The organism is Paucibacter sp. KBW04, assembly GCF_003852425.1.
Taxonomy (GTDB): Bacteria; Pseudomonadota; Gammaproteobacteria; order Burkholderiales; family Burkholderiaceae_C; genus Paucibacter_A.
In genome coordinates, this window is sequence record NZ_QAJN01000016.1 from 106875 (window position 1) to 124516 (window position 17642).

Genomic DNA, 17642 nt, shown 5'->3' on the forward strand with positions numbered 1-17642 from the left:
TCAGTCTCGCCCCATGAACTTCCAGCAACTCCGCATCATCCGCGAAGCAGTGCAACAAAACTTCAATCTGACCGAGGTGGCGGCCGCGCTGTTCACCTCGCAGTCCGGCGTCAGCAAGCACATCAAAGACCTGGAAGACGAGTTGGGCGTGGAGCTATTTGTGCGCCGGGGCAAGCGCCTGCTGGGCCTGACGGCGCCGGGCAAGGAGTTGGCGGTGATCGTCGAGCGCATGCTGCTGGATGCGCGCAATATCAAACGCCTGGCCGATCAGTTTGCCGATGCCGAGCAAGGCCAGCTGACCATCGCCACCACCCACACGCAGGCCCGCTACGCCCTGCCGCAGATCGTGGCGCGCTTCAAGGCCGCTTTTCCTCGCGTGCATCTGGTTTTGCATCAGGCCAATCCGGCGGAGATCGTCACCTTGCTGCAATCCGGCGAGGCCGATATTGGCATAGCCACCGAGGCCCTGGATCGCGACCCGGCCTTTGTGACCTTTCCGTTTTACGAATGGCATCACGCCGTGGTCGTGCCCCAAGCTCATCCATTGAGCCAGCTGAGTACGCTCACGCTCGAAGCCCTGGCCGAGCACCCACTGATCACCTATCACCAAGGTTACACGGGCCGCGCCCGCATCGACGCCACCTTCGCCTCGGCCGGCCTGGCGCCCGATATCGTCATGTCTGCCCTGGATGCGGACGTGATCAAAACCTATGTGCAGGTCGGCCTAGGCGTGGGCATTGTGGCCAGCATGGCCTTCGAGCCCCTGCGTGACCCAGGCCTGCAATTGCTGGACGCCTCCCATCTCTTCAAGGCCAACACCACCCGCATCGCGCTCAAGCGCGGCCACTATCTGCGCGGCTTTGCCTATCGCTTCTTGCAGGAATGCGCGACCGGGCTGGACGAAGAAACCGTGCGCGCGGCCATGGCTGTGGAGTAAGGCAATCCCCGGTGCCGGGGCTGACATGGCCCCGTCACGAAGGCTGGCTAGATTCGTCACATGCCCCGACGAGCGCCAGCCCTTTTTTCATTCCTCCGCTTCACCAGCCTTTGCGCCCTGCTGCTGCTTCTGAGCGCCTGCTCGCCCCGCCTGCTGCTGGTGCGCGGCGTGGCGGACGAGCTGGCAGCCCAGGGCCAGGCCGCCAACGCCGAGACCGATCTGGGTCTGGCCAAGGACGCCAGCGCTTTTTACCTCAAGCTGTCCGAAGCTCTGCTGCGCCAGGACCCCGGCAACGCCAAGCTGGCAGAGAGCGTGGCGGCGGGCTTCACCCAGTACGCCTACGCCTTCTTGGCTTTTGAGGCCGACAAGATCGAGTCGCGTGATGCCCGCGCCGCGCAGGCTCTGCGCGAGCGAGCGGCCCGCATGTATCTGCGCGCCCGCGACCACGCCTTGCGCGCCCTGCCAGCTCAGCCTCTAGACCTGAAGCCCGAACAGGCCGGCCTCGCCTACTGGGCCGCGGCGGCCTGGGGCGGCCACATCTCACTTTCCAAAGACTCGCCCGAGGCCGTGGCTGATTTGCCTCGCGCGATCGCGTGGGCGAGCCAGGCCCATGCCTTGCAGCCCGAGTTTGGCGCAGGCAGCCTGGCCAGTTTGATGGGCACGTTTGAGCTGGCCCGGCCTGGCGGCAGCCAAGCTCACGCGCAGCGTTATTTCGATCAAGCCATCACCTTCGGCCAGAGCACCCAAGCCGGACCTTTGCTGGCCAAGGCCGAGGGCATCGCTCAAGCGACGCAAGACAAGGCCGCCTTCATCGCCTTGCTGCAAGCCGCCCTGAGCACGGCCCAAGCCCACCCCAATCTCGCCAATGAGTTGATGCGAGAACGCGCGCTCTGGCTGCTGGGCCAGGCCGACGATTTGTTTTGAGAGCCCAAGAAAGCCCTAGCCCATGCGTCGTACTTTTGCCGCCCTCTTCCTCGCCACGTGCAGCACGCTGGCCGCTCAGGCCCAAACGCCCAAGCCCCTGCGCATCGCCAGCCTGGTGCCCAAGAACTCGCTCTATCACCGCCAGCTGATGGAGATCGGCGAAGCCTGGGCCAAGGCACAGGAAGCCCAGGGGGGCGCCAAACCCAAATACCTGATCTACCCCGACGGCAGCCAGGGCGGCGAGGCCGAGATGGCGCGGCGCATGCGCATCGGGCAGTTGCAAGGCGCGCTGCTCTCCGTCGTGGGCCTGCGCGAGATCGAACCCACGGTGGCGGCCTTGCAGAACTTGCCCCTGCTCTTCCGCAGCTGGGAGGAGCTGGACTATGTGCGCGAGAAGATGCGGCCGGCGATGGAGAAGAAATTCCTAGACAAGGGCTTTGTCGTGCTGGCCTGGGGCGATGCGGGCTGGGTGCGCTTTTTCTCCAAGAGCCCGGCCACCCGGCCGGAGGACTATAAAAAGATGAAGTTCTTCGCCTGGGGCGCGGAGTCTGAGCAGCAAGACATCATGAAAAGCCTGGGCTACACGCCCATCCCGCTGGAGACGGCCGACATCCTGCCCTCCATCCAGACCGGCATGATCAATGTCGTGCCCGCCACGCCCTACTTCGCCCTGGCCAGCCAGGTCTATATGACGGCGCCAAACATGCTGGAGATCAACTGGGCCCCCATCGTCGGTGCCCTGGTGATCACCAAAAAGAGCTGGGACGAAATGGCGCCTGCCGTGCAAGAGCAGCTGCGCGCGGCCAGCGACAAGGCGGGGGTACAGATCCGCGCCAAGGCCAGGCAAGAGGTGGATGAGGCGGTGGAGGCGATGAAGAAACGCGGCCTGGTCATCAACAAGCCCTCGCCCGCCGAGATGAAGGAGTGGACCGAGCTGGCCGAAAAACTCTACCCCCGCATCCGCGGCGTGATGGTGCCGGCCGAGACCTTTGATGAGGTCTTTGTGCATGTAAAAGCTTACCGCGCAAGCAAGAAGTAAGTGGGCATCTTGCTGAGGCGACTGCTGCGTTTTGACGAGGCCCTGGCCGGCCTGGCCCTGGCCCTGATGGCGCTGATCCCCTTGCTGGAGATTGCCGCCCGGCCGCTCTTGGGCCGCGGCATCGAGAACGCGCCGGTGCTGGTCCAGCATCTGGGCCTGGTGCTGGCCATGCTGGGCGCGGTGGCGGCCGAGCGCAACGGCCACCTGAGCACCTTGGCCGGCGGCAGCCAACTCACAGGCCATGCGGGTCGGCGCTTGTTTGCCGAGGGCAGCGCGGCAACCGTCTGCGGCATGCTGGCCGAGGCCAGCTGGCGCTTTGTGGCCAGCGAGATGCAGGTCAGCCACGCTCTGGCCTATGGTGTCCCGGCCTGGTGGCTGCAGCTGGTGATGCCGCTGGGCTTTGCCCTGCTGGGGCTCAAGCTGGGGGCGCGTTGCTTTAGCGAGACCATCGCACTCAAGTGGGCGGCCGCCCTGCTCTTCCCGCTCCTGGGCCTCATGCTGGCCCGCAGCTTCGAGGGTCAGGTCTTGCCTCTGTGGCCGGCCGCACTCTGGCTGCTGGCCATGCTCTTGCTGGGCTCACCGATTTTTGCCGTGCTGGGCGGCCTGGCTCTGGCCTTGTTTTGGCAGGACGGCGCCCCTTTGGCCTCGGTCCCACTCTCGCATTACCAAATCACCGTCAACCCCTCCCTGCCCGCCTTGCCGCTGTTCACCCTGGCCGGCTTGCTGTTGGCACGCAGTGGTGCAGCGCAGCGCTTGGGCGAAGTCTTTCTGGCTTTGTTCGGGGCGGGCGTGGGTGGCACGGTCGCCGCCTCGGCCGTGCTTTGCTCCTTGTTCACCGCCTTCACGGGGGGCAGCGGGGTGACGATTCTGGCCCTGGGCGGCCTGCTACTTCCGCTGCTGCGCAAGGCCGGCTTCCCAGAGCAGCGCGGCATCAGCCTGGTGACCAGCGCCAGCGCCCTGGGTGTCTTGCTGGCGCCCTCGGTGCCGCTGATCATGTACGCCATCATCGCCCGCGTGCCCATCAACACCATGTTTCTGGCCGGCTTGCTGCCTGCGGTGGTGATGGTGATTTGCTTGTTGGTGTTCGGCGGCTATTTGCGGCGCGGCGGCATAACTACACAACCAAGCGTCACTCGCCAGGCTCTGGGCAAGACGGTTTGGGCCGCCAAATGGGAGTTGCTGGCCCCGGTGGTGGCCGTAGGCTCCCTGCTCAGCGGCCTGGCCACGCCGACCGAGAGTGCGGCCTTGACGGCCATCTACGCGGTGCTGACGCAATCACTGGCCCACCGCGAACTGAGTTGGCGCAAGCTGGGCGCTACCCTGTCGGACTGCGCGCAAATCATCGGCGGGGTGATGCTGATCCTGGGCATGGCGCTGGGCTTGAGCAACTATCTGGTCGATGCCGGCATCCCGGACGCGGCGATTGAATGGGTGCAGGGCGCGATCCCGAACAAATTCGTCTTCCTCTTGGCCCTCTGCGCTGTTCTATTCGTGGCCGGCGCCTTGATGGAAATTTACGCCGCCCTGGTGGTGCTGGTGCCCTTGCTGCTGCCGGTGGCGCTGAGCTATGGCATCGACCCGATGCACTTCGGCATCATCTTTCTGGCGGCGATGGAGATGGGCTTTTTATGCCCGCCGGCCGGCATGAATATCTACTTCGCCTCGGCCATGTTCGGCAAGCCGCTGCGCTATGTGGCGGCCTCGGTACTGCCGGCCCTGCTGGCCATCTTCATCGGCACGCTGCTGATTGCGGCTGTGCCGATCTTGGCGACCGGGTTGCCCACCTTGTTTGCCGCGGGTCACTGATCAAGCGCTGGCCTGCACATAGGCCAGCGCCGCCTGCGCCAAGGCATTGAATCCGGTGTTTGAGCCCACAGCAGGCACGGCCACCCACTCTTTCATGGGCCGAGCTTTGCCGGAGGGGTCCCACAACTGCGCGCCCGGCAAGGCCAGGGCTTTGGCGTGAGCCGGCCCATTCAGCTTGAAGACCACGGCCTGCAAATGCTGGGCCACAAAAGCCTTGCCATGAATCTTCAGGCAGGGCTTGCCGAACATCTGGCTGGCGCTGACACCTTCGTTCGTCAGCAAGGTCTGGCAAAGGGCTTGATAAGCCGCAGCGGCCGCATCCTTCATATTCACCCCTCCTGGCAACGCCCATTGAGTCAAGCGAGTCTACACAGCGTGTAGGTCGGGTTAGCCGATTCGGCGTAACCCGACAAGGCAAAGCACTGATGAACTTCTGAGCCCATGTGTCGGGTTACGCTGAGCTAACCCGAACTACGGCGACTTCATGCAGAACTTCGGCCAGATAAGGCCCCAGCTCATCGGCGGCGATGAAGTCCGGGATGCTGAAGTCGGCCGGCTGCTGCGCGCCGTCCTGCGCCTGCAGCACGGCCTGCCAATGCGAGCCCACCCGCTCCACCAAGACCTGCTGGCTGCCGAGCTGAAAGCGGTAGCTGCCGCTGGCACGCCGCCAGGGTCGGAACAGCCAGCTCACAGCCACCGCCACACCCGCAGCAACCACAGGGGCACATGCCTGGCAGGCGCGGGGGTGTAGGTCTGGCGGTAGATGGAAGAAGGCATGATGAGCGTGCTTTCAAAAAATGAACAAGACAAACAACTGTACAAAAAACCACTGTTTATTCGTACAGCATATCCATTCAAGAATCGCTTGCCAAGCCCTCTTGCGCTCCTCTGTGCCGAACTGGCCACGGCAGAAGGAATAAGCTCAGCAATATTCCTGCCTTCCCTGTGAGCCCCGCCCGGGCTAGGCTGGCCGATCTGTTGGAGATTTGATGAAAACGACTTTGAACACCCGCCGCCTGCAGCGGCTCGCCTGCGCCGCCCTGCTGGCCAGCGCTGCGGCCGCCTCGGCCCAAACCCTGCGCTGGGCCTCCAGCGGCGATCCGCTGACCCTGGACCCCTACTCCCAGAACGAGACCCTGACCAATGTGGTCAATGCCCAGGTCTATGAGTTCCTGGTGGCACGCGACAAAAAACTCAATCTGGTGCCTCTGCTGGCCACCGAGTGGAAGCAGAACGGCCCGCTGAAATGGACCTTCAAGCTGCGCCCCGGAGTCAAGTTCCATGACGGCCGCCCCTTCACCGCCGAGGACGTGGTGTTCTCGCTGGAACGGGCCCAGCAGCCCAGCTCGCAGATCGCCATGTATGCCAATGCCCTGGGCAAGGCGCGCGCCGTGGACAAGCTGACGGTGGAGTTCAACCTGGCCCAAGTCAACCCCATCTTTTTGCAGCACCTCAACACGCTCTACATCATGAGCAAGGGTTGGGCCGAGGCCAACAAGGCCACCAAGACCCAAGACTTCGCCAACAAGGAAGAAAGCTACGCCGCCTTCAATGCCAATGGCACCGGCCCCTTCCAACTGGTGAGCCGCGCGCCGGACAGCAAGACCGTGTTCAAGCGCAACCCCAATTACTGGGGCCAGATCGAGGGCAATTTGCAAGAGGTGGTCTACACCCCGATCAAGAGCGATGCCACTCGCACCGCCGCCCTGGTCTCGGGCGAGGTGGACTTTGTGCTGGACCCCTCGCCACGCGATATCGACAAGCTCGCCGCCACGCCCGGCGTCAAGATCGTCAACGGCCCCGAGAACCGCGTCATCTTCCTGGGCCTGGACCAGGGCCGCAATGAGTTGCAGGGCAGCAATATCAAGGGCAAGAACCCTTTCAAAGATGTGCGGGTGCGGCGCGCCCTCTACCAGGCCATCGATATCGAGACCATCAAGACCAAGCTGATGAACGGCCAATCGGCCCCCACCGGCGCCGTCGTGCCCTCACCGCTGGGTTCCTTCAACGACCCCGCCATCGAAGCCCGCCTGCCCTACGACGTGGCTGCCGCCAAGAAGCTGCTGGCCGAGGCCGGTTACCCGGCGGGCTTTGAGTTCACGCTCGATTGCCCCAATAACCGCTACGTCAACGACGAGCGCATCTGCATCACCCTGGCCTCGCAATGGGCCAAGATTGGGCTGAAGACCCGGGTCAACGCCCAGCCCAAGGCCATCTTCTTCAACAAGGTAGAGAAGCTGGACACCAATGCCTATTTGTTTGGCTGGGGCGGCTCCATCACCGACCCGGAAAGCATTTTTACCTCGCATTACCGCAACCGAGGCGAGAAGGGTGTGGGCGAGTACAACCGTGGCAATTTCAAGGACGACGAGCTGGACGCCATCGTCGCCGCCAGCAGCAAGGAAGCCGACCCGGTCAAGCGTGAGGCCTTGATCCGCCAGGCCTTCAAACGCCAGGCCGAGCAGATCCACTACATCCCCCTGCACCGCCAGTTCATCCCCTGGGCCGCGCGCAGCAATGTGAGCGTCGTGCACCGGCCGGATAATTGGTTAGAGTGGCGCTGGATCACGGTCAAGTAAGGCGGGTCAAGACCCGCCATATCCTCATCTAGCAAGGATGAAGGCGGGTCGTGACCCAAGCTACGAAACGACCTGAGAGACAAGATTCGATGGATGTCGTCAAACCTCGCCAAAACAGACCTTATCCCTTCACTTGGACGCTGCGCACGATTCAAATGCTAGGGGCGCTATTGGCTGCTTCAGGCTTGGCTGTGGCGATCAACTTGTTCCGCATGATCGAAGCCGAGATGGCGAGCCACGCCGCCTCGGCCCTAGGCTTGGGCTTTCTTGGCATGGTGCTGCCCCTGCTGGGTTTGTCGGCCCCGCTGCTACTCCCAAGCACCGCCCTGTTTTGCTTTGCGTCCATGCGCCAGCGCTTCCGCGTCGTGCGCTACTGGTTCCTGCTGTGGTGCGTCAACCTGGGCCTGTCTGCCCTCTTTCTGAGCGTGCTCGCCCTGTTTCTTTGGGCTTTCTTGACCGTCCCGAAGATCCCGGCCTCGTGAGCGAAAGCAAGCCTTGTTTTAGAGGCCTTAGCTTTACAAGCCAGCAACACGCCCGGCTTATGCTTTGCTCATCATGCAAAGCAGCCTCCCCACGCCCTCCTCCACGCCCTCCTCCACCCCCAAGCACAGCGGCAGCGAACTGGGCACGCCCAGTTCCTACGACAGCCGCAGCATCCGCTATCACTGGCTCAGTGCGGCCCTGGTCTTGGGCCTCTGGGCGGCGGGGCAGTGCATCGATTTCTTCCCCAAAGGAGCCCCGCGCATCACGGTGCGCAGCCTGCACATCAGCTTCGGAGTGATGCTAGGCGTCATGCTCTTGCTGCGCTTGCTGTGGCGTCGTCAGGGCGGGCTTAAGCTGCCTGCGGCCGAACCCGGCTTCAAGGGTCGCCTGGCCCTCAGCGTCCATCGCCTGCTCTACCTCTTGCTCGGCGGCACGGTGCTGGTGGGTATGGCTTGCGTGTGGATACGTGGGGACAATTTGTTCAACCTCTTCACCGTGCCGGCTTTTGACCCCAGCAACAAGGCCTTGCGCCATGACGCGGTGGAGCTGCACGAACTCTTCGCCAACCTGCTCTTGATCTTTGCCGGCCTGCATGCGGCCGCCGCCCTGGCCCACCACTGGCTGCTCAAGGATGGCGTATTGACGAGGATGTGGCCCAGCTTGGGGCGCCGGCCGCGCTGAAGCAGGCGCGCTATGCCTAGGCCTCATACTCGGGCACTTGCGTCTGATCAGGCGCCCCTTGACCGAGTCCACCGCCATGTCCCAAGAAGCCTTCTTCCACGCAGAGTCGGGCACGGTGCGCTTCTGGGTCAAGATTGACGAGGCCTGGGTGGGAGCCAGCGTGCGGCAAGAGGCCTTGCACTATCGCTTTTGCCCCACCCGCACGGACGACGAGCCCCTGCGCACCTTTCTCAACCATGTGCCCGAGCTGGAGGCTGCCGTGCGGCGCCGCATCGCCGCGGGCTCTTACCAGCCAGTGATTCTGCGCGAGCCGGATTTGACGGCCATTCGGGCCGCTCAGCCCTAGCTCGACAACAAGCCCTGCCAAAACAGCTCACAAGCCAGCACCACCGCCCGCGTCTGCGTCTGCTGCGCAAGCTGGAAGGCGGGGCCATAAACCGTCTCGTCCGGGTACTCGCTGATCAAGGTGAAGGGCACGCTGGAGCGGCTGTCCTCGGCCACCACACAGCCCACGCCGTTGAGCACGGTCATGGGCAACTCGCCCCAATGCGCCTGCCACATGCGGTACTGGCGGGCGTTGAAGTCCACCAAACGCGCATCTTGGGCCAAGCCTGCCGTCAAGGCCCGCAAGAAAGGCCAGGGGTCGCGGCCGGGGTGATGACGCATGATCAAAAAGAAACCGCGCGGAATCGCCCAGCTGGCATAGCCCGGCGGCAGATAACCGGACAAGGGCCGGGTCCACTCATGGGCCGGGTAGCCGTGCAGGCTGAAATGTAGGCCCGCCTCACAGCGTGCAACAGCCTCCAGCCTAGCCGCCTTTTCATACAGGGGCGCCGGTGCCTGGCGCACCTCCAGATCGTCGCCCAGCGCGGTGAAGCGGGCCGCATGATGCATATGCTCAGGCTGCTGCTGGCACAGGGCCTGGTGCAAAGCCGCACCATCGGGGTTCTCCAGCGGCAGCAGGGCAAGATGGGCCTGACTGTCTTGCTGCAATAACTGCGCAGCTCCACGCAAGGCGCCGACCACACCCGAACACTCATTCGCATGCTGACCGGCGCTGATCACCACCCCGGCACGGCGGCCAGGGCGGTAGAAACCTGGCAGGGGCCGGCCTTGCACCGACCGCACGCCAAAGCGTTCGACCCCAACCGTTTGTTCGGCCAAGGCCTCCAGCGCCGACCAGACCTGCTCGGGCGTGAGCGGAGCCGCGCAGTCGGCCAGGCCTTGCAGCAAGGCGGCGTCGGCCCGAGGCGGCGCCAAGGCCAGGACCGGATGGGGCGCCAGATGCACACGCACCCGCGTCTGCTCGGCGTCCCCAGCCAGAATCATGGGCACGATCTGCCCCGGCCGCAGCAGGCGGTCGCCCTCGGGCCGGCCGGCGCGCTGCTGGAAGAATTCCAGCAGGCCGAAGTACAGCTCCTCGTGCAAGGCCTCGCGCGTGCTCATCAGCTCGTCGCCAAAGTCCAGTTTTTCTTCAATGCCGCCGATCTCGATATCGATCAGCAGTCGATCGAAGAAGGGCTCGGCCTCGCCCCAGGCATGCGCGGCCACCGCAGCAAACACGGCCTCGGCCGCGCCCTGGTAGTCATCACCGAGCAAGGGGCCGTCGCTGATCAAGTCCTCCGCCGCCCAGGCCCGCAGCCAGGCCGTGGCCGAGGCTCCCGCGCCGTCGCTTCGCAAGGGCACAAAGATGGGGGACAGGTCTTGCCCACCCCAGCGCACACGCACTTCATCGGGGGCCAGGCTCGCGTCCTCGACAAAGCTCAGCGCCGTGTTGCGCAGCAGGCCGGCCAGGGGATAGGCCTCCATGCGCAGGCGTTGGGCCAGGGAGGCGGGCAGACGAATCTCCAGCAGGGCATCGCCCGTCTGATTCGCTTCACGATAGGCTGCGCCATCCAGCCCGTACTGCTCCAGAAAGGCGTGGAGTATGGGTTTGTAGGCGCTGCGGATCTCGGCCTCGATGCCCAGCGCAGCCAAGGCCTGCTCGGCCGTGCGGCGGGCGAGCAGGCCCTCGAACACCCAGGCCTGCAGGCGGCTGGGCCGCTCGCGCCGGGCCCAGTCCTGCAAGACGCTGAGGCTGCGGGGCAGGCTCAGGTCCAGCAGCTGGACGCCTTTTTCTTCTTCTTTCGAGTCGGCAAGCACGGGCATCAGAAGCTGAACTTGCCTTCGGCCACGATCTCGGCCAGGGGCTTGCGGAGGCTGGGCTCCTCGCGCGCTTGCAGGGCCTCGGGCAGTTGGCTCTTATCGCCTTGCTTGCCGATGGCGACCACGCAGTTGAGGTGAAAGTCCTCGGGCACGCCCAGGCCTTGGCGCAGCACATCGGCATCAAAGCCGCCCATGGCATGGGTGATCCAGCCGGCGTCGTGCGCTTGCAGGGCCAGATGGCCCCAGGCGGTGCCGGCATCAAAAGCATGGGTCACAAAGGGGATGGCGTCCTTGGTGCCGTGGGGCAACCAGGTCTTGGCCGAGATCACCGCCACCAGGGCCGAGGCGTTCTTGGCCCAGCCCTTGTTGAAGTCCACCAAGCTGGCAAAGATGGCCTCAAAACCCGGCGTGCCCTTGAGGCCGTAGACAAAGCGCCAGGGCTGCACATTGGAGGCCGAAGGCGCCCAGCGAGCGGCCTCGAAAAAACTCATCAGCACGGCCGGCGCAATCGCCTCGCCGGTCAGGGCACGCGGGCTCCAGCGCGCGGTGAACTGAGGGTGGATGGGGTATTCGGTCTGACGGCTCATGAAGGCTTCCTGTTGAAGACGACGAAGGGAGTGGGCGACGCCGCCGGATCATGGGCGAGTCGCCGAGGCATTGTGACAAAGACGCCTCGGTGTTCAGAAAAACAATCCGCCCAGGGAAGCGCTGGGGGTCTGGGCGTCAAGCGCTGGCGGCCCCGCCACTGTGCGGCCTTGGGCCTGCCGCAGCTGGCCCCAGGCCGCCAGCACGGCGGGATCATCCGCCCGCGCGGCAAGCAGGCGGGCACGCAAGAAGCCCGCCAGCGCGTCCAGCGGGTGGCCTTGTGGCATGGCCTTGGGGCGCCTCGTCTCGGCCAGGGCCAGGCTGGCCTGGGCCGCTGCCGTTTCGCCCATCAAGACCTGGGTGTAGGCCAGGTCTAGCTGGGCCGCCCAGGCGTAGTCGGTGGCGGGCGCGTCCAGCTGCTTGAAATGATCGGCCCGGCCTTGCAAGAGGCGCAGGCTGCGCGGCCAGTCGCCCTGCAGCCGCGCCAGCTGGCCTTGCAGCTGGGCCAGGCGGCTGCCGGGCGCGGCTTCGCCCCCCACCTTGACGACCCGAGCCAGCAAGTCGGCGGCCAGGGCTGCATCCTCATGCGCCAGGGCCAGATCGGCCAGCGCCTGCACCGCGGTCAGGGCATTGCCCTTGAGCAAGGGGCCGCCAGCCTCGATCTCGCTCAGGAGCTGAGCGGCCTCCGCCCGCCAGCGCGAGCGCTCAAGCTCGGGCTGGGCGCGGCTGCGCACCAGCAGGCTCTCGGCGCGCGGGCGCCACATGACATCAGGGTTCTGGCTGACACCCTGGGCCTGGGCTTGTTCCAGCAAGGCCGCGTACTCCTTGGCCGCCGCCTTGTACTGGCCGGTATGGCTGAAGTAACGCGCCAGCATGGCGTATTGCAAGAGCGCCAGATCGCTGCCCGGGCCCAGCAGCCGGTTCATATCGACCAGCAGCTGGCGGCTGCGGGCCTCGATGTCATCGAACTCCGCCAGGCCGATCTGGTGGTTGAGGAAGTTGCGCCGCATCACCAGGATCTGCATGGCATGGGCCGGCTCGCGGCTTTGCCAGAAGGGCTGGGACTCGCGCAGAATCTGCAGCGCCTCGCGCGGCCGGCCTTGCTTGCTGCGCAAGACCTGCAGATTGTTGAGGTAGTCGGCCCGGTCCAGCGCGCTCACCGGCCCCAGCTTTTGCGTCAGCGCCCAGGCCTGGGCCAGGGCCTGCTCGGCCTCGGGCAGTCGCTGGCTGTGCATATAGCAGGCGGCCAGCATCATCAAGGCGTCGCGATACTGGGGTGAACGCTCACCGAAGTGGCGGCGCAAGGGCTCGCGCAGCGGCTCCAGCACGGCGATGGCACGGCCCTCCATGCCCATGATCTGCAGGCCATGGCCTTGCTCCAGCCGCGCCAGCAAGGTGCCCGGCGCCTGTGGGCCCAGATGCTGGGTGGCCAGCTGTACCCATTCCTCGGCCAGTGGCAAGGCGTAGTCAAAGCGGTTCAGGGCGTTGTAGGTGGTGGTCAGCACCTGCAGCAGGCCCAGGCGGGTGTCGGGATCGTCACGGAACTTCTCGCGCAGATCGGCACGGCTGCTGTCCAGCAGCTCGAGCACCGTGGGCCATTTGCCGCCATGGCTTTCCGGCTGGGCCGAGGCCAGCAGATCGCCCAGATAGCGCGTCACTTGCGCGGAATGGCGCGCCGCCTCTTCGGCGCGTCGCCATTGCCAGGTGGCCGCCGCCAGGCCGGCGCTGAGACTCAAGAGCACCAGAGCTCCCGCGCCCGCCGCCAACGCATTGCGGCGCAGCCACAGACCGGTGCGATGCTGCCAATGGTCACGCCGCACGCTCACCGGCACATGGGCCTGCCAGCGCTGCAAATCGTCGATCAAGGCGCGCACGCTGCCGTAGCGCTGCGCCGGGTCCTTGCGCATGGCCTTGGCGGCGATGGCCTCCAGATCCCCCAGGGCGCGCGTCGCATCGCTGGGCCGGCCGGGGCCGCGCGGGTCTTGCCCGGTGTCTTGCTTGATCAAATCGGCCAGGCGCCGCGGCTCATCGTGCAGCACCGCATGCTCACGCGCCACCCGGCCTTCGCGCCTATGGCCAAAAGGCAACTCGCCGCTGAGAAGCTCAAACAAGATCACGCCCAGCGAGAACACATCGGCCGCCGTGCCCACGGCCGCGCCGCTGATCTGCTCGGGTGCGGCATAGCCCAGGGTCAGGCCCCGGCCGGTCTGGCGGGTCAGGTCACTGCCCTCGGCGCCTTCGTCCAGATCCAGCAGGCCGGCGATGCCGAAGTCCAGGAGCTTGGGCGCGCCGTCCACCGTCACCAGCACATTGGAGGGCTTGAGGTCGCGGTGCACGATCAGCTGGGCATGGGCATAGTCCACCGCCTCGGCGATCTGCAGCAGCAAGCGCAAGCGCTGCGCCACCAGCGGGCAGCATCTGCGCACATGGCTGGCCAGGGACTGGCCGGACACCAGCTCCAGCACCAGAAAGGCCCGCTCCTCCGCCAGGCCTTGCAACTCCACGCCTGCGTCCAGCAGGCGCGCAACCGCCGGGTGGTTGAGCCGGGCCAAGACCGCCCGCTCGCGCGCAAAGCGGCCGGCCAGGCGGGCGGCCGGCAGGTCGCGGCGCAAAAGCTTGATGGCGGCCTTGGCCTCGAACAAGCCGTCGGCCCGGCTGGCCAGCCAGACTTCGCCCATGCCGCCCTGGCCTAACTTGGCCTCCAGACGCCAGGCGCCCAGGCGCTGGCCATGCAGGTCTTCGGGCGGGCCGCCTTCGGCCGAGCCGCTGGACTCCAGCTCGGCGCTCGCGCTGATGCGGCGGGCCCAGGCCCGCCCGGCGGCCCGATGTTCGAGCGGCAGCAACTCGCCTTCCATGCCCGTGGCCAGGGCCTGGCGCAGCTGGGCGGCGGCCTCGGGTTCACGTTCGGCCAGGGCCTGCAGCCATTGCTCGCGCGCGGCCCCGTCCAAAGCGGCGGCCTCGTCAAACCATGCGGATAAGCGCCGCCAAGCCTCTGGATCGATCATGTTGCCTGTCCGTCGGGCCTGCTCGGGCCTGTTGCAAACCGGCCCCCAATGTAGCGCGAGCCGGCCCTGCCAAGCGCAGCAATGCGCGCAAAGCTGCAAAGCAATGCAGAAGTTCTTGGTTCACGCCGTTTGCGCATTTTTCTAGAGTCACGCTCACACCTATTTCAAGCCAGAGCGCCCACACAATGAATCCCTTCCGCCGCAGCCTCTCCGTTTTTGCCGCCGCCCTGGCGCTCAGCGCCAGCACCGGCCTGGCGCATGCCCAAATCAGCCTGCTCAATGTGTCCTACGACCCGACACGCGAGCTCTACCAAGATTTCAACGCCGCCTTCGCCAAGAGCTGGAAGGCCAAGACCGGCGAGACCGTGACCATCAAGCAGTCGCACGGCGGCTCGGGCAAGCAGGCCCGCTCGGTGATCGACGGTCTGCAGGCGGACGTCGTCACCCTGGCCCTGGCATACGACATCGACGCCTTGCACGACCAGGGCAAGCTGCTGCCGGCGGACTGGCAAAAGCGCCTGCCCCATAACGCCAGCCCCTACACCTCGACCATCGTCTTCCTGGTGCGCAAGGGCAACCCCAAGAACATCCGCAACTGGCCCGATCTGGCCCGCCCCGGTGTGGACGTGATCACGCCCAACCCCAAGACCTCGGGCGGCGCCCGCTGGAACTATCTGGCCGCCTGGGGCTTCGCCCTCAAACAGCCCGGTGGCAATGCCGAGTCGGCCAAGGCCTTCGTCAAGACCATTTACTCCAACACCAAGGTGCTGGACTCCGGCGCCCGCGGCTCCACCACGACCTTTGTGGAGCGCGGCATCGGCGATGTGCTGATCGCCTGGGAGAACGAGGCCTATCTGGCCGTCAAGGAGCTGGGCCCCAACAAGTTCGAGATCGTCACCCCCAGCATCTCGGTGCTGGCCGAGCCGCCGGTGGCCGTGGTGGACAAGACCGTGGACAAGCGCGGCAGCCGCAAGCAGGCGCAAGCCTATCTGGACTACCTCTACTCGCCCGAGGGCCAGGAGATTGCCGCCAAGCATTACTACCGCCCGCGTGACGCCCGCGTCGCGGCCAAGTACGCCAAACAATTCGCCCCGGTCAAACTCTTCACCATCGACGAGCTCTTCGGCGGCTGGCGCACGGCGCAAAAGCAGCACTTTGACGACGGCGGCCTGTTCGACCAGATCTACACGCCGGGGCGCTGAAGAATCAAGGCCTGCCCTCGTAGATCGAGGGTGAGAACTCGGCCCCGTCCGCCGGCCCCTGGCCGCGGGCCCAGTCCGACAGGTCCTGGGCGGGCATGGGCTTGGCGAAGAGGTAACCCTGCAACTCATTGCAGCTGAGCTCCACCAGGATGTCGCGTTGCGCGACGGTCTCCACGCCCTCGGCCACCACGCTGAGGCCCAGGGCGTGGGCCAGTTTGATGACGCCGTCCACCACCGCGCGAGCATCCAGGCTCAGTTCCAGATCCTGGATGAAGCTGCGGTCGATCTTGAGTTGGCGCGCCGGCAGCTGGCGCAGATAGCTCAGGCTGGAGTAGCCGGTGCCAAAGTCGTCGATGGACAGGAACACGCCCAGACGGCTCAGCCCTTCAAACGCGCGCTGGGTGGTCTTGATGTCCTCCATCGCGACTGACTCGGTGATCTCGCAGAGCAGGCGCGCCGCCGCGATGCCATGCCGCTGCAAGGCCTGATCGATGCGATCCACCAGATCGGGCTGGCGCAGCTGATGCACCGAGAGATTGATGGACAAGCGCATGTGCAGGCCTTGTGACTCCCAGGCCTGCAGCTGGCGGCAAGACTCGTCGATCACCCAATTGCCCAACTCATTGATCAGGCCGAAGCGCTCGGCGATAGGGATGAACACATCCGGCGGCACCATGCCGCGCTCCGGGTGATGCCAGCGCAGCAAGGCCTCGGCGCCGCGGATCTGGCCGCGCGCGGCATCGAATTTGGGCTGGTAGTACAGCGCCAGCTGCTCGCCCTTGCCGCCCGAAATCGCTTGACGCAGGGCCAGCTGCAGACTCAGCTGCTCCTGGGCATTGGCATCCATATGCGACTCAAACACCGCATAGGTATTGCCACCGGCGCGCTTGGCCGAGTACATGGCGGCATCGGCCTGGATCATCAGCTTGTCGGCCTCACCATGCTCGGGAAAGACCGCAATGCCTATCGAGGCAGAAATTTGCAGCGGGTGGCCCAAGGCCGAGATCGGCTCGGCCAAGGCCTTCAGCAAACGCAGGGCCAAGGCCGCGCAGTCGGCCATGCTGGGCACGTCTTCCATCAACAGCACGAACTCGTCGCCGCCGATGCGGGCCACCGTGTCGCGCTCGCGCGCCGTCGCCGCCAGGCGCTGCGCCACCTGGCGCAAGACCTCGTCACCCGCCGCATGGCCAAAGGAGTCATTCACCGGCTTGAAGCCGTCCAGATCGATGCATAGCACCGCCACCCGATCCATGCGCGTGGGTGAGCCGACCCGCGGCTCCTCGCGCTCGCAACGGCTCAAAGCATGTTGCAGGCGGTCTTCAAACAGCAGGCGGTTGGGCAGATCGGTCAGAGGGTCCAGAAACGCACGCCGCCGCAGCTCGGCATTGGCCGATTGCAACTGGCTGTTGGCATCCTGCAAGGAGGCGGCCAGGCGCACCGCCTTGCTCTGCGCCCGCGCGTCCAGGGTGGAGGTGAACAGGGTCAGGCCCAGCAGGAGCAGGGTTGCAACCATCACCAAACCGCTGAGCTCGTCCCCGCGCAATTCATTGACGCTGAGGCAGACCGTGCCCTCGGGGAACTGGGCGGCCGCCATGCCCGAGTAATGCATGCCGCTGATGGCCAGGCCCATCACCACCGCGGCCAAGACCTGGTAGAGCCCGCTGCGCCGGCTGCTGACCTGGCGCAGCCAGAAAAAGATCAGCAAGGCCACGGCCGAGGCGCCGACGGCAATCAAGGCCGAGGCCGCGACCCAGGCCCAGTCCCAGACGATGCCGGGGGATAAGTCCAGGGCGGCCATGCCGATGTAGTGCATGGCGCAAATGCCCAAGCCCATGCTCAAAGCTCCGGCGGCCAAGCGGCCCAGGCTGAGCCGGCCACGGCTGGCCAGGCCCAAGGCCACGGCCGAGACCAGCACGGCGGCCAGCCAGGACAGCAGGGTCTGCATCCCCCGGTAGCCCAGCTCAATCGGCAGGGTGTAGGCAAACATGCCGACGAAATGCATGGACCAGATGCCCGTGCCCATGGCCACCGATCCCCCCATCCACCAGGTACGGGCGGCGGTGGCATCGACCGAGCGCACGCGCTTGGCCAGGTCCAGGGTCACGTAGGAAGCCAGGCTGGCGATCAGCAAGGAGGCAGCCACCAGTTCGGGTGAATAGCGCGCCGTAAAGAAAACCATGGAATTACCGGGGAGGCTGCAGCTTAGAAGGGCCGCGAAATTGACATGCACCGCCCCGCTTCACAGATGAAGTCGCG

General features: G+C 65.6%; 16 protein-coding genes. 10 read left to right on the top strand and 6 right to left on the bottom strand.

What is annotated here, in order from left to right; translation table 11 throughout:
* Window positions 1-13 precede the first annotated feature (13 nt).
* The 4 genes from DBR47_RS19995 to DBR47_RS20010 are packed head-to-tail and all read left to right on the top strand — an operon-like array spanning window position 14 to window position 4706.
* On the top strand, window positions 14-937 hold the full coding sequence (locus tag DBR47_RS19995) for a CysB family HTH-type transcriptional regulator (RefSeq protein ID WP_124453376.1): 924 nt from the start codon (window positions 14-16) through the stop codon (window positions 935-937).
* Window positions 938-997: 60 nt separating this feature from the next.
* A complete protein-coding gene (locus DBR47_RS20000) occupies window positions 998-1861 on the top strand; it encodes a TRAP transporter TatT component family protein (RefSeq protein WP_124453378.1) in 864 nt (287 codons plus the stop codon).
* Window positions 1862-1883: 22 nt separating this feature from the next.
* The gene (dctP, locus tag DBR47_RS20005; protein ID WP_124453380.1) at window positions 1884-2900 is read left to right on the top strand and encodes a TRAP transporter substrate-binding protein DctP; all 1017 of its coding nucleotides are present in this window, start codon (window positions 1884-1886) and stop codon (window positions 2898-2900) included.
* The gene (locus tag DBR47_RS20010) at window positions 2901-4706 is read left to right on the top strand and encodes a TRAP transporter large permease subunit (RefSeq protein WP_231512414.1); all 1806 of its coding nucleotides are present in this window, start codon (window positions 2901-2903) and stop codon (window positions 4704-4706) included. It begins immediately after the preceding gene.
* On the opposite strand, the gene DBR47_RS20015 is transcribed toward DBR47_RS20010, so the two are convergent.
* Window positions 4707-5033, bottom strand: a complete 327-nt coding sequence (locus tag DBR47_RS20015; RefSeq protein ID WP_197047182.1) for a hypothetical protein — start codon at window positions 5031-5033, stop codon at window positions 4707-4709.
* Window positions 5034-5157: 124 nt separating this feature from the next.
* Entirely contained in the window at window positions 5158-5397 is a 240-nt protein-coding gene (locus DBR47_RS20020; protein WP_124453382.1) for a hypothetical protein, read from the bottom strand.
* Between the two features lie 87 nt (window positions 5398-5484).
* Between DBR47_RS20020 and DBR47_RS24625 the strand changes: the two genes are divergently transcribed.
* The 5 genes from DBR47_RS24625 to DBR47_RS20040 all read left to right on the top strand — a co-directional run bounded on the left by DBR47_RS24625 (window position 5485) and on the right by DBR47_RS20040 (window position 8795).
* The gene (locus tag DBR47_RS24625) at window positions 5485-5655 is read left to right on the top strand and encodes a hypothetical protein (protein ID WP_156089056.1); all 171 of its coding nucleotides are present in this window, start codon (window positions 5485-5487) and stop codon (window positions 5653-5655) included.
* 40 nt (window positions 5656-5695) lie between these two features.
* Window positions 5696-7285 (top strand): ABC transporter substrate-binding protein, encoded by a 1590-nt coding sequence (locus tag DBR47_RS20025; RefSeq protein ID WP_124453384.1) that lies wholly within the window; start codon window positions 5696-5698, stop codon window positions 7283-7285.
* A gap of 191 nt (window positions 7286-7476) precedes the next feature.
* On the top strand, window positions 7477-7767 hold the full coding sequence (locus DBR47_RS20030) for a hypothetical protein (RefSeq protein WP_124453386.1): 291 nt from the start codon (window positions 7477-7479) through the stop codon (window positions 7765-7767).
* A 73-nt stretch (window positions 7768-7840) separates the two neighbouring features.
* A complete protein-coding gene (locus DBR47_RS20035; protein WP_124453388.1) occupies window positions 7841-8449 on the top strand; it encodes a cytochrome b in 609 nt (202 codons plus the stop codon).
* Between the two features lie 76 nt (window positions 8450-8525).
* On the top strand, window positions 8526-8795 hold the full coding sequence (locus tag DBR47_RS20040) for a DUF1488 family protein (protein ID WP_124453390.1): 270 nt from the start codon (window positions 8526-8528) through the stop codon (window positions 8793-8795).
* Here DBR47_RS20040 and DBR47_RS20045 read toward each other — a convergent pair.
* The 3 genes from DBR47_RS20045 to DBR47_RS20055 all read right to left on the bottom strand — a co-directional run bounded on the left by DBR47_RS20045 (window position 8792) and on the right by DBR47_RS20055 (window position 14184).
* Complete coding sequence (locus DBR47_RS20045; protein WP_124453392.1) at window positions 8792-10597, bottom strand: M14 family zinc carboxypeptidase; 1806 nt, start codon at window positions 10595-10597, stop codon at window positions 8792-8794. The genes DBR47_RS20040 and DBR47_RS20045 overlap by 4 nt on opposite strands.
* Window positions 10597-11181 carry a nitroreductase family protein gene (locus tag DBR47_RS20050; RefSeq protein ID WP_124453394.1) on the bottom strand — a complete coding sequence of 195 codons (585 nt, stop codon included), beginning with the start codon at window positions 11179-11181 and terminating at the stop codon, window positions 10597-10599. Before DBR47_RS20050 ends, DBR47_RS20045 begins: the two co-directional genes overlap by 1 nt.
* Before the next feature lie 93 nt (window positions 11182-11274).
* On the bottom strand, window positions 11275-14184 hold the full coding sequence (locus DBR47_RS20055; RefSeq protein WP_124453396.1) for a serine/threonine-protein kinase: 2910 nt from the start codon (window positions 14182-14184) through the stop codon (window positions 11275-11277).
* Window positions 14185-14369: 185 nt separating this feature from the next.
* On the opposite strand from DBR47_RS20055, the gene DBR47_RS20060 reads away from it, so the two are divergent.
* Window positions 14370-15386, top strand: a complete 1017-nt coding sequence (locus DBR47_RS20060; protein WP_124453398.1) for a sulfate ABC transporter substrate-binding protein — start codon at window positions 14370-14372, stop codon at window positions 15384-15386.
* 4 nt (window positions 15387-15390) lie between these two features.
* Here the strand turns inward: DBR47_RS20060 and DBR47_RS20065 are convergent, their stop codons facing one another.
* On the bottom strand, window positions 15391-17565 hold the full coding sequence (locus tag DBR47_RS20065) for a bifunctional diguanylate cyclase/phosphodiesterase (RefSeq protein ID WP_124453400.1): 2175 nt from the start codon (window positions 17563-17565) through the stop codon (window positions 15391-15393).
* Window positions 17566-17642: the final 77 nt, after the last annotated feature.

Excerpts from the sequence above, each read along its gene's own strand:
- DBR47_RS19995 (WP_124453376.1), top strand. The coding sequence starts at position 14 with ATGAACTTCCAGCAACTCCGCATCATCCGCGAAGCAGTGCAACAAAAC.
- DBR47_RS20000 (WP_124453378.1), top strand. The coding sequence starts at position 998 with ATGCCCCGACGAGCGCCAGCCCTTTTTTCATTCCTCCGCTTCACCAGC.
- dctP (WP_124453380.1), top strand. The coding sequence starts at position 1,884 with ATGCGTCGTACTTTTGCCGCCCTCTTCCTCGCCACGTGCAGCACGCTG.
- DBR47_RS20015 (WP_197047182.1), bottom strand. The coding sequence starts at position 5,033 with ATGAAGGATGCGGCCGCTGCGGCTTATCAAGCCCTTTGCCAGACCTTG.
- DBR47_RS24625 (WP_156089056.1), top strand. The coding sequence starts at position 5,485 with ATGAGCGTGCTTTCAAAAAATGAACAAGACAAACAACTGTACAAAAAA.
- DBR47_RS20025 (WP_124453384.1), top strand. The coding sequence starts at position 5,696 with ATGAAAACGACTTTGAACACCCGCCGCCTGCAGCGGCTCGCCTGCGCC.
- DBR47_RS20035 (WP_124453388.1), top strand. The coding sequence starts at position 7,841 with ATGCAAAGCAGCCTCCCCACGCCCTCCTCCACGCCCTCCTCCACCCCC.
- DBR47_RS20040 (WP_124453390.1), top strand. The coding sequence starts at position 8,526 with ATGTCCCAAGAAGCCTTCTTCCACGCAGAGTCGGGCACGGTGCGCTTC.
- DBR47_RS20045 (WP_124453392.1), bottom strand. The coding sequence starts at position 10,597 with ATGCCCGTGCTTGCCGACTCGAAAGAAGAAGAAAAAGGCGTCCAGCTG.
- DBR47_RS20050 (WP_124453394.1), bottom strand. The coding sequence starts at position 11,181 with ATGAGCCGTCAGACCGAATACCCCATCCACCCTCAGTTCACCGCGCGC.
- DBR47_RS20055 (WP_124453396.1), bottom strand. The coding sequence starts at position 14,184 with ATGATCGATCCAGAGGCTTGGCGGCGCTTATCCGCATGGTTTGACGAG.
- DBR47_RS20060 (WP_124453398.1), top strand. The coding sequence starts at position 14,370 with ATGAATCCCTTCCGCCGCAGCCTCTCCGTTTTTGCCGCCGCCCTGGCG.
- DBR47_RS20065 (WP_124453400.1), bottom strand. The coding sequence starts at position 17,565 with ATGGTTTTCTTTACGGCGCGCTATTCACCCGAACTGGTGGCTGCCTCC.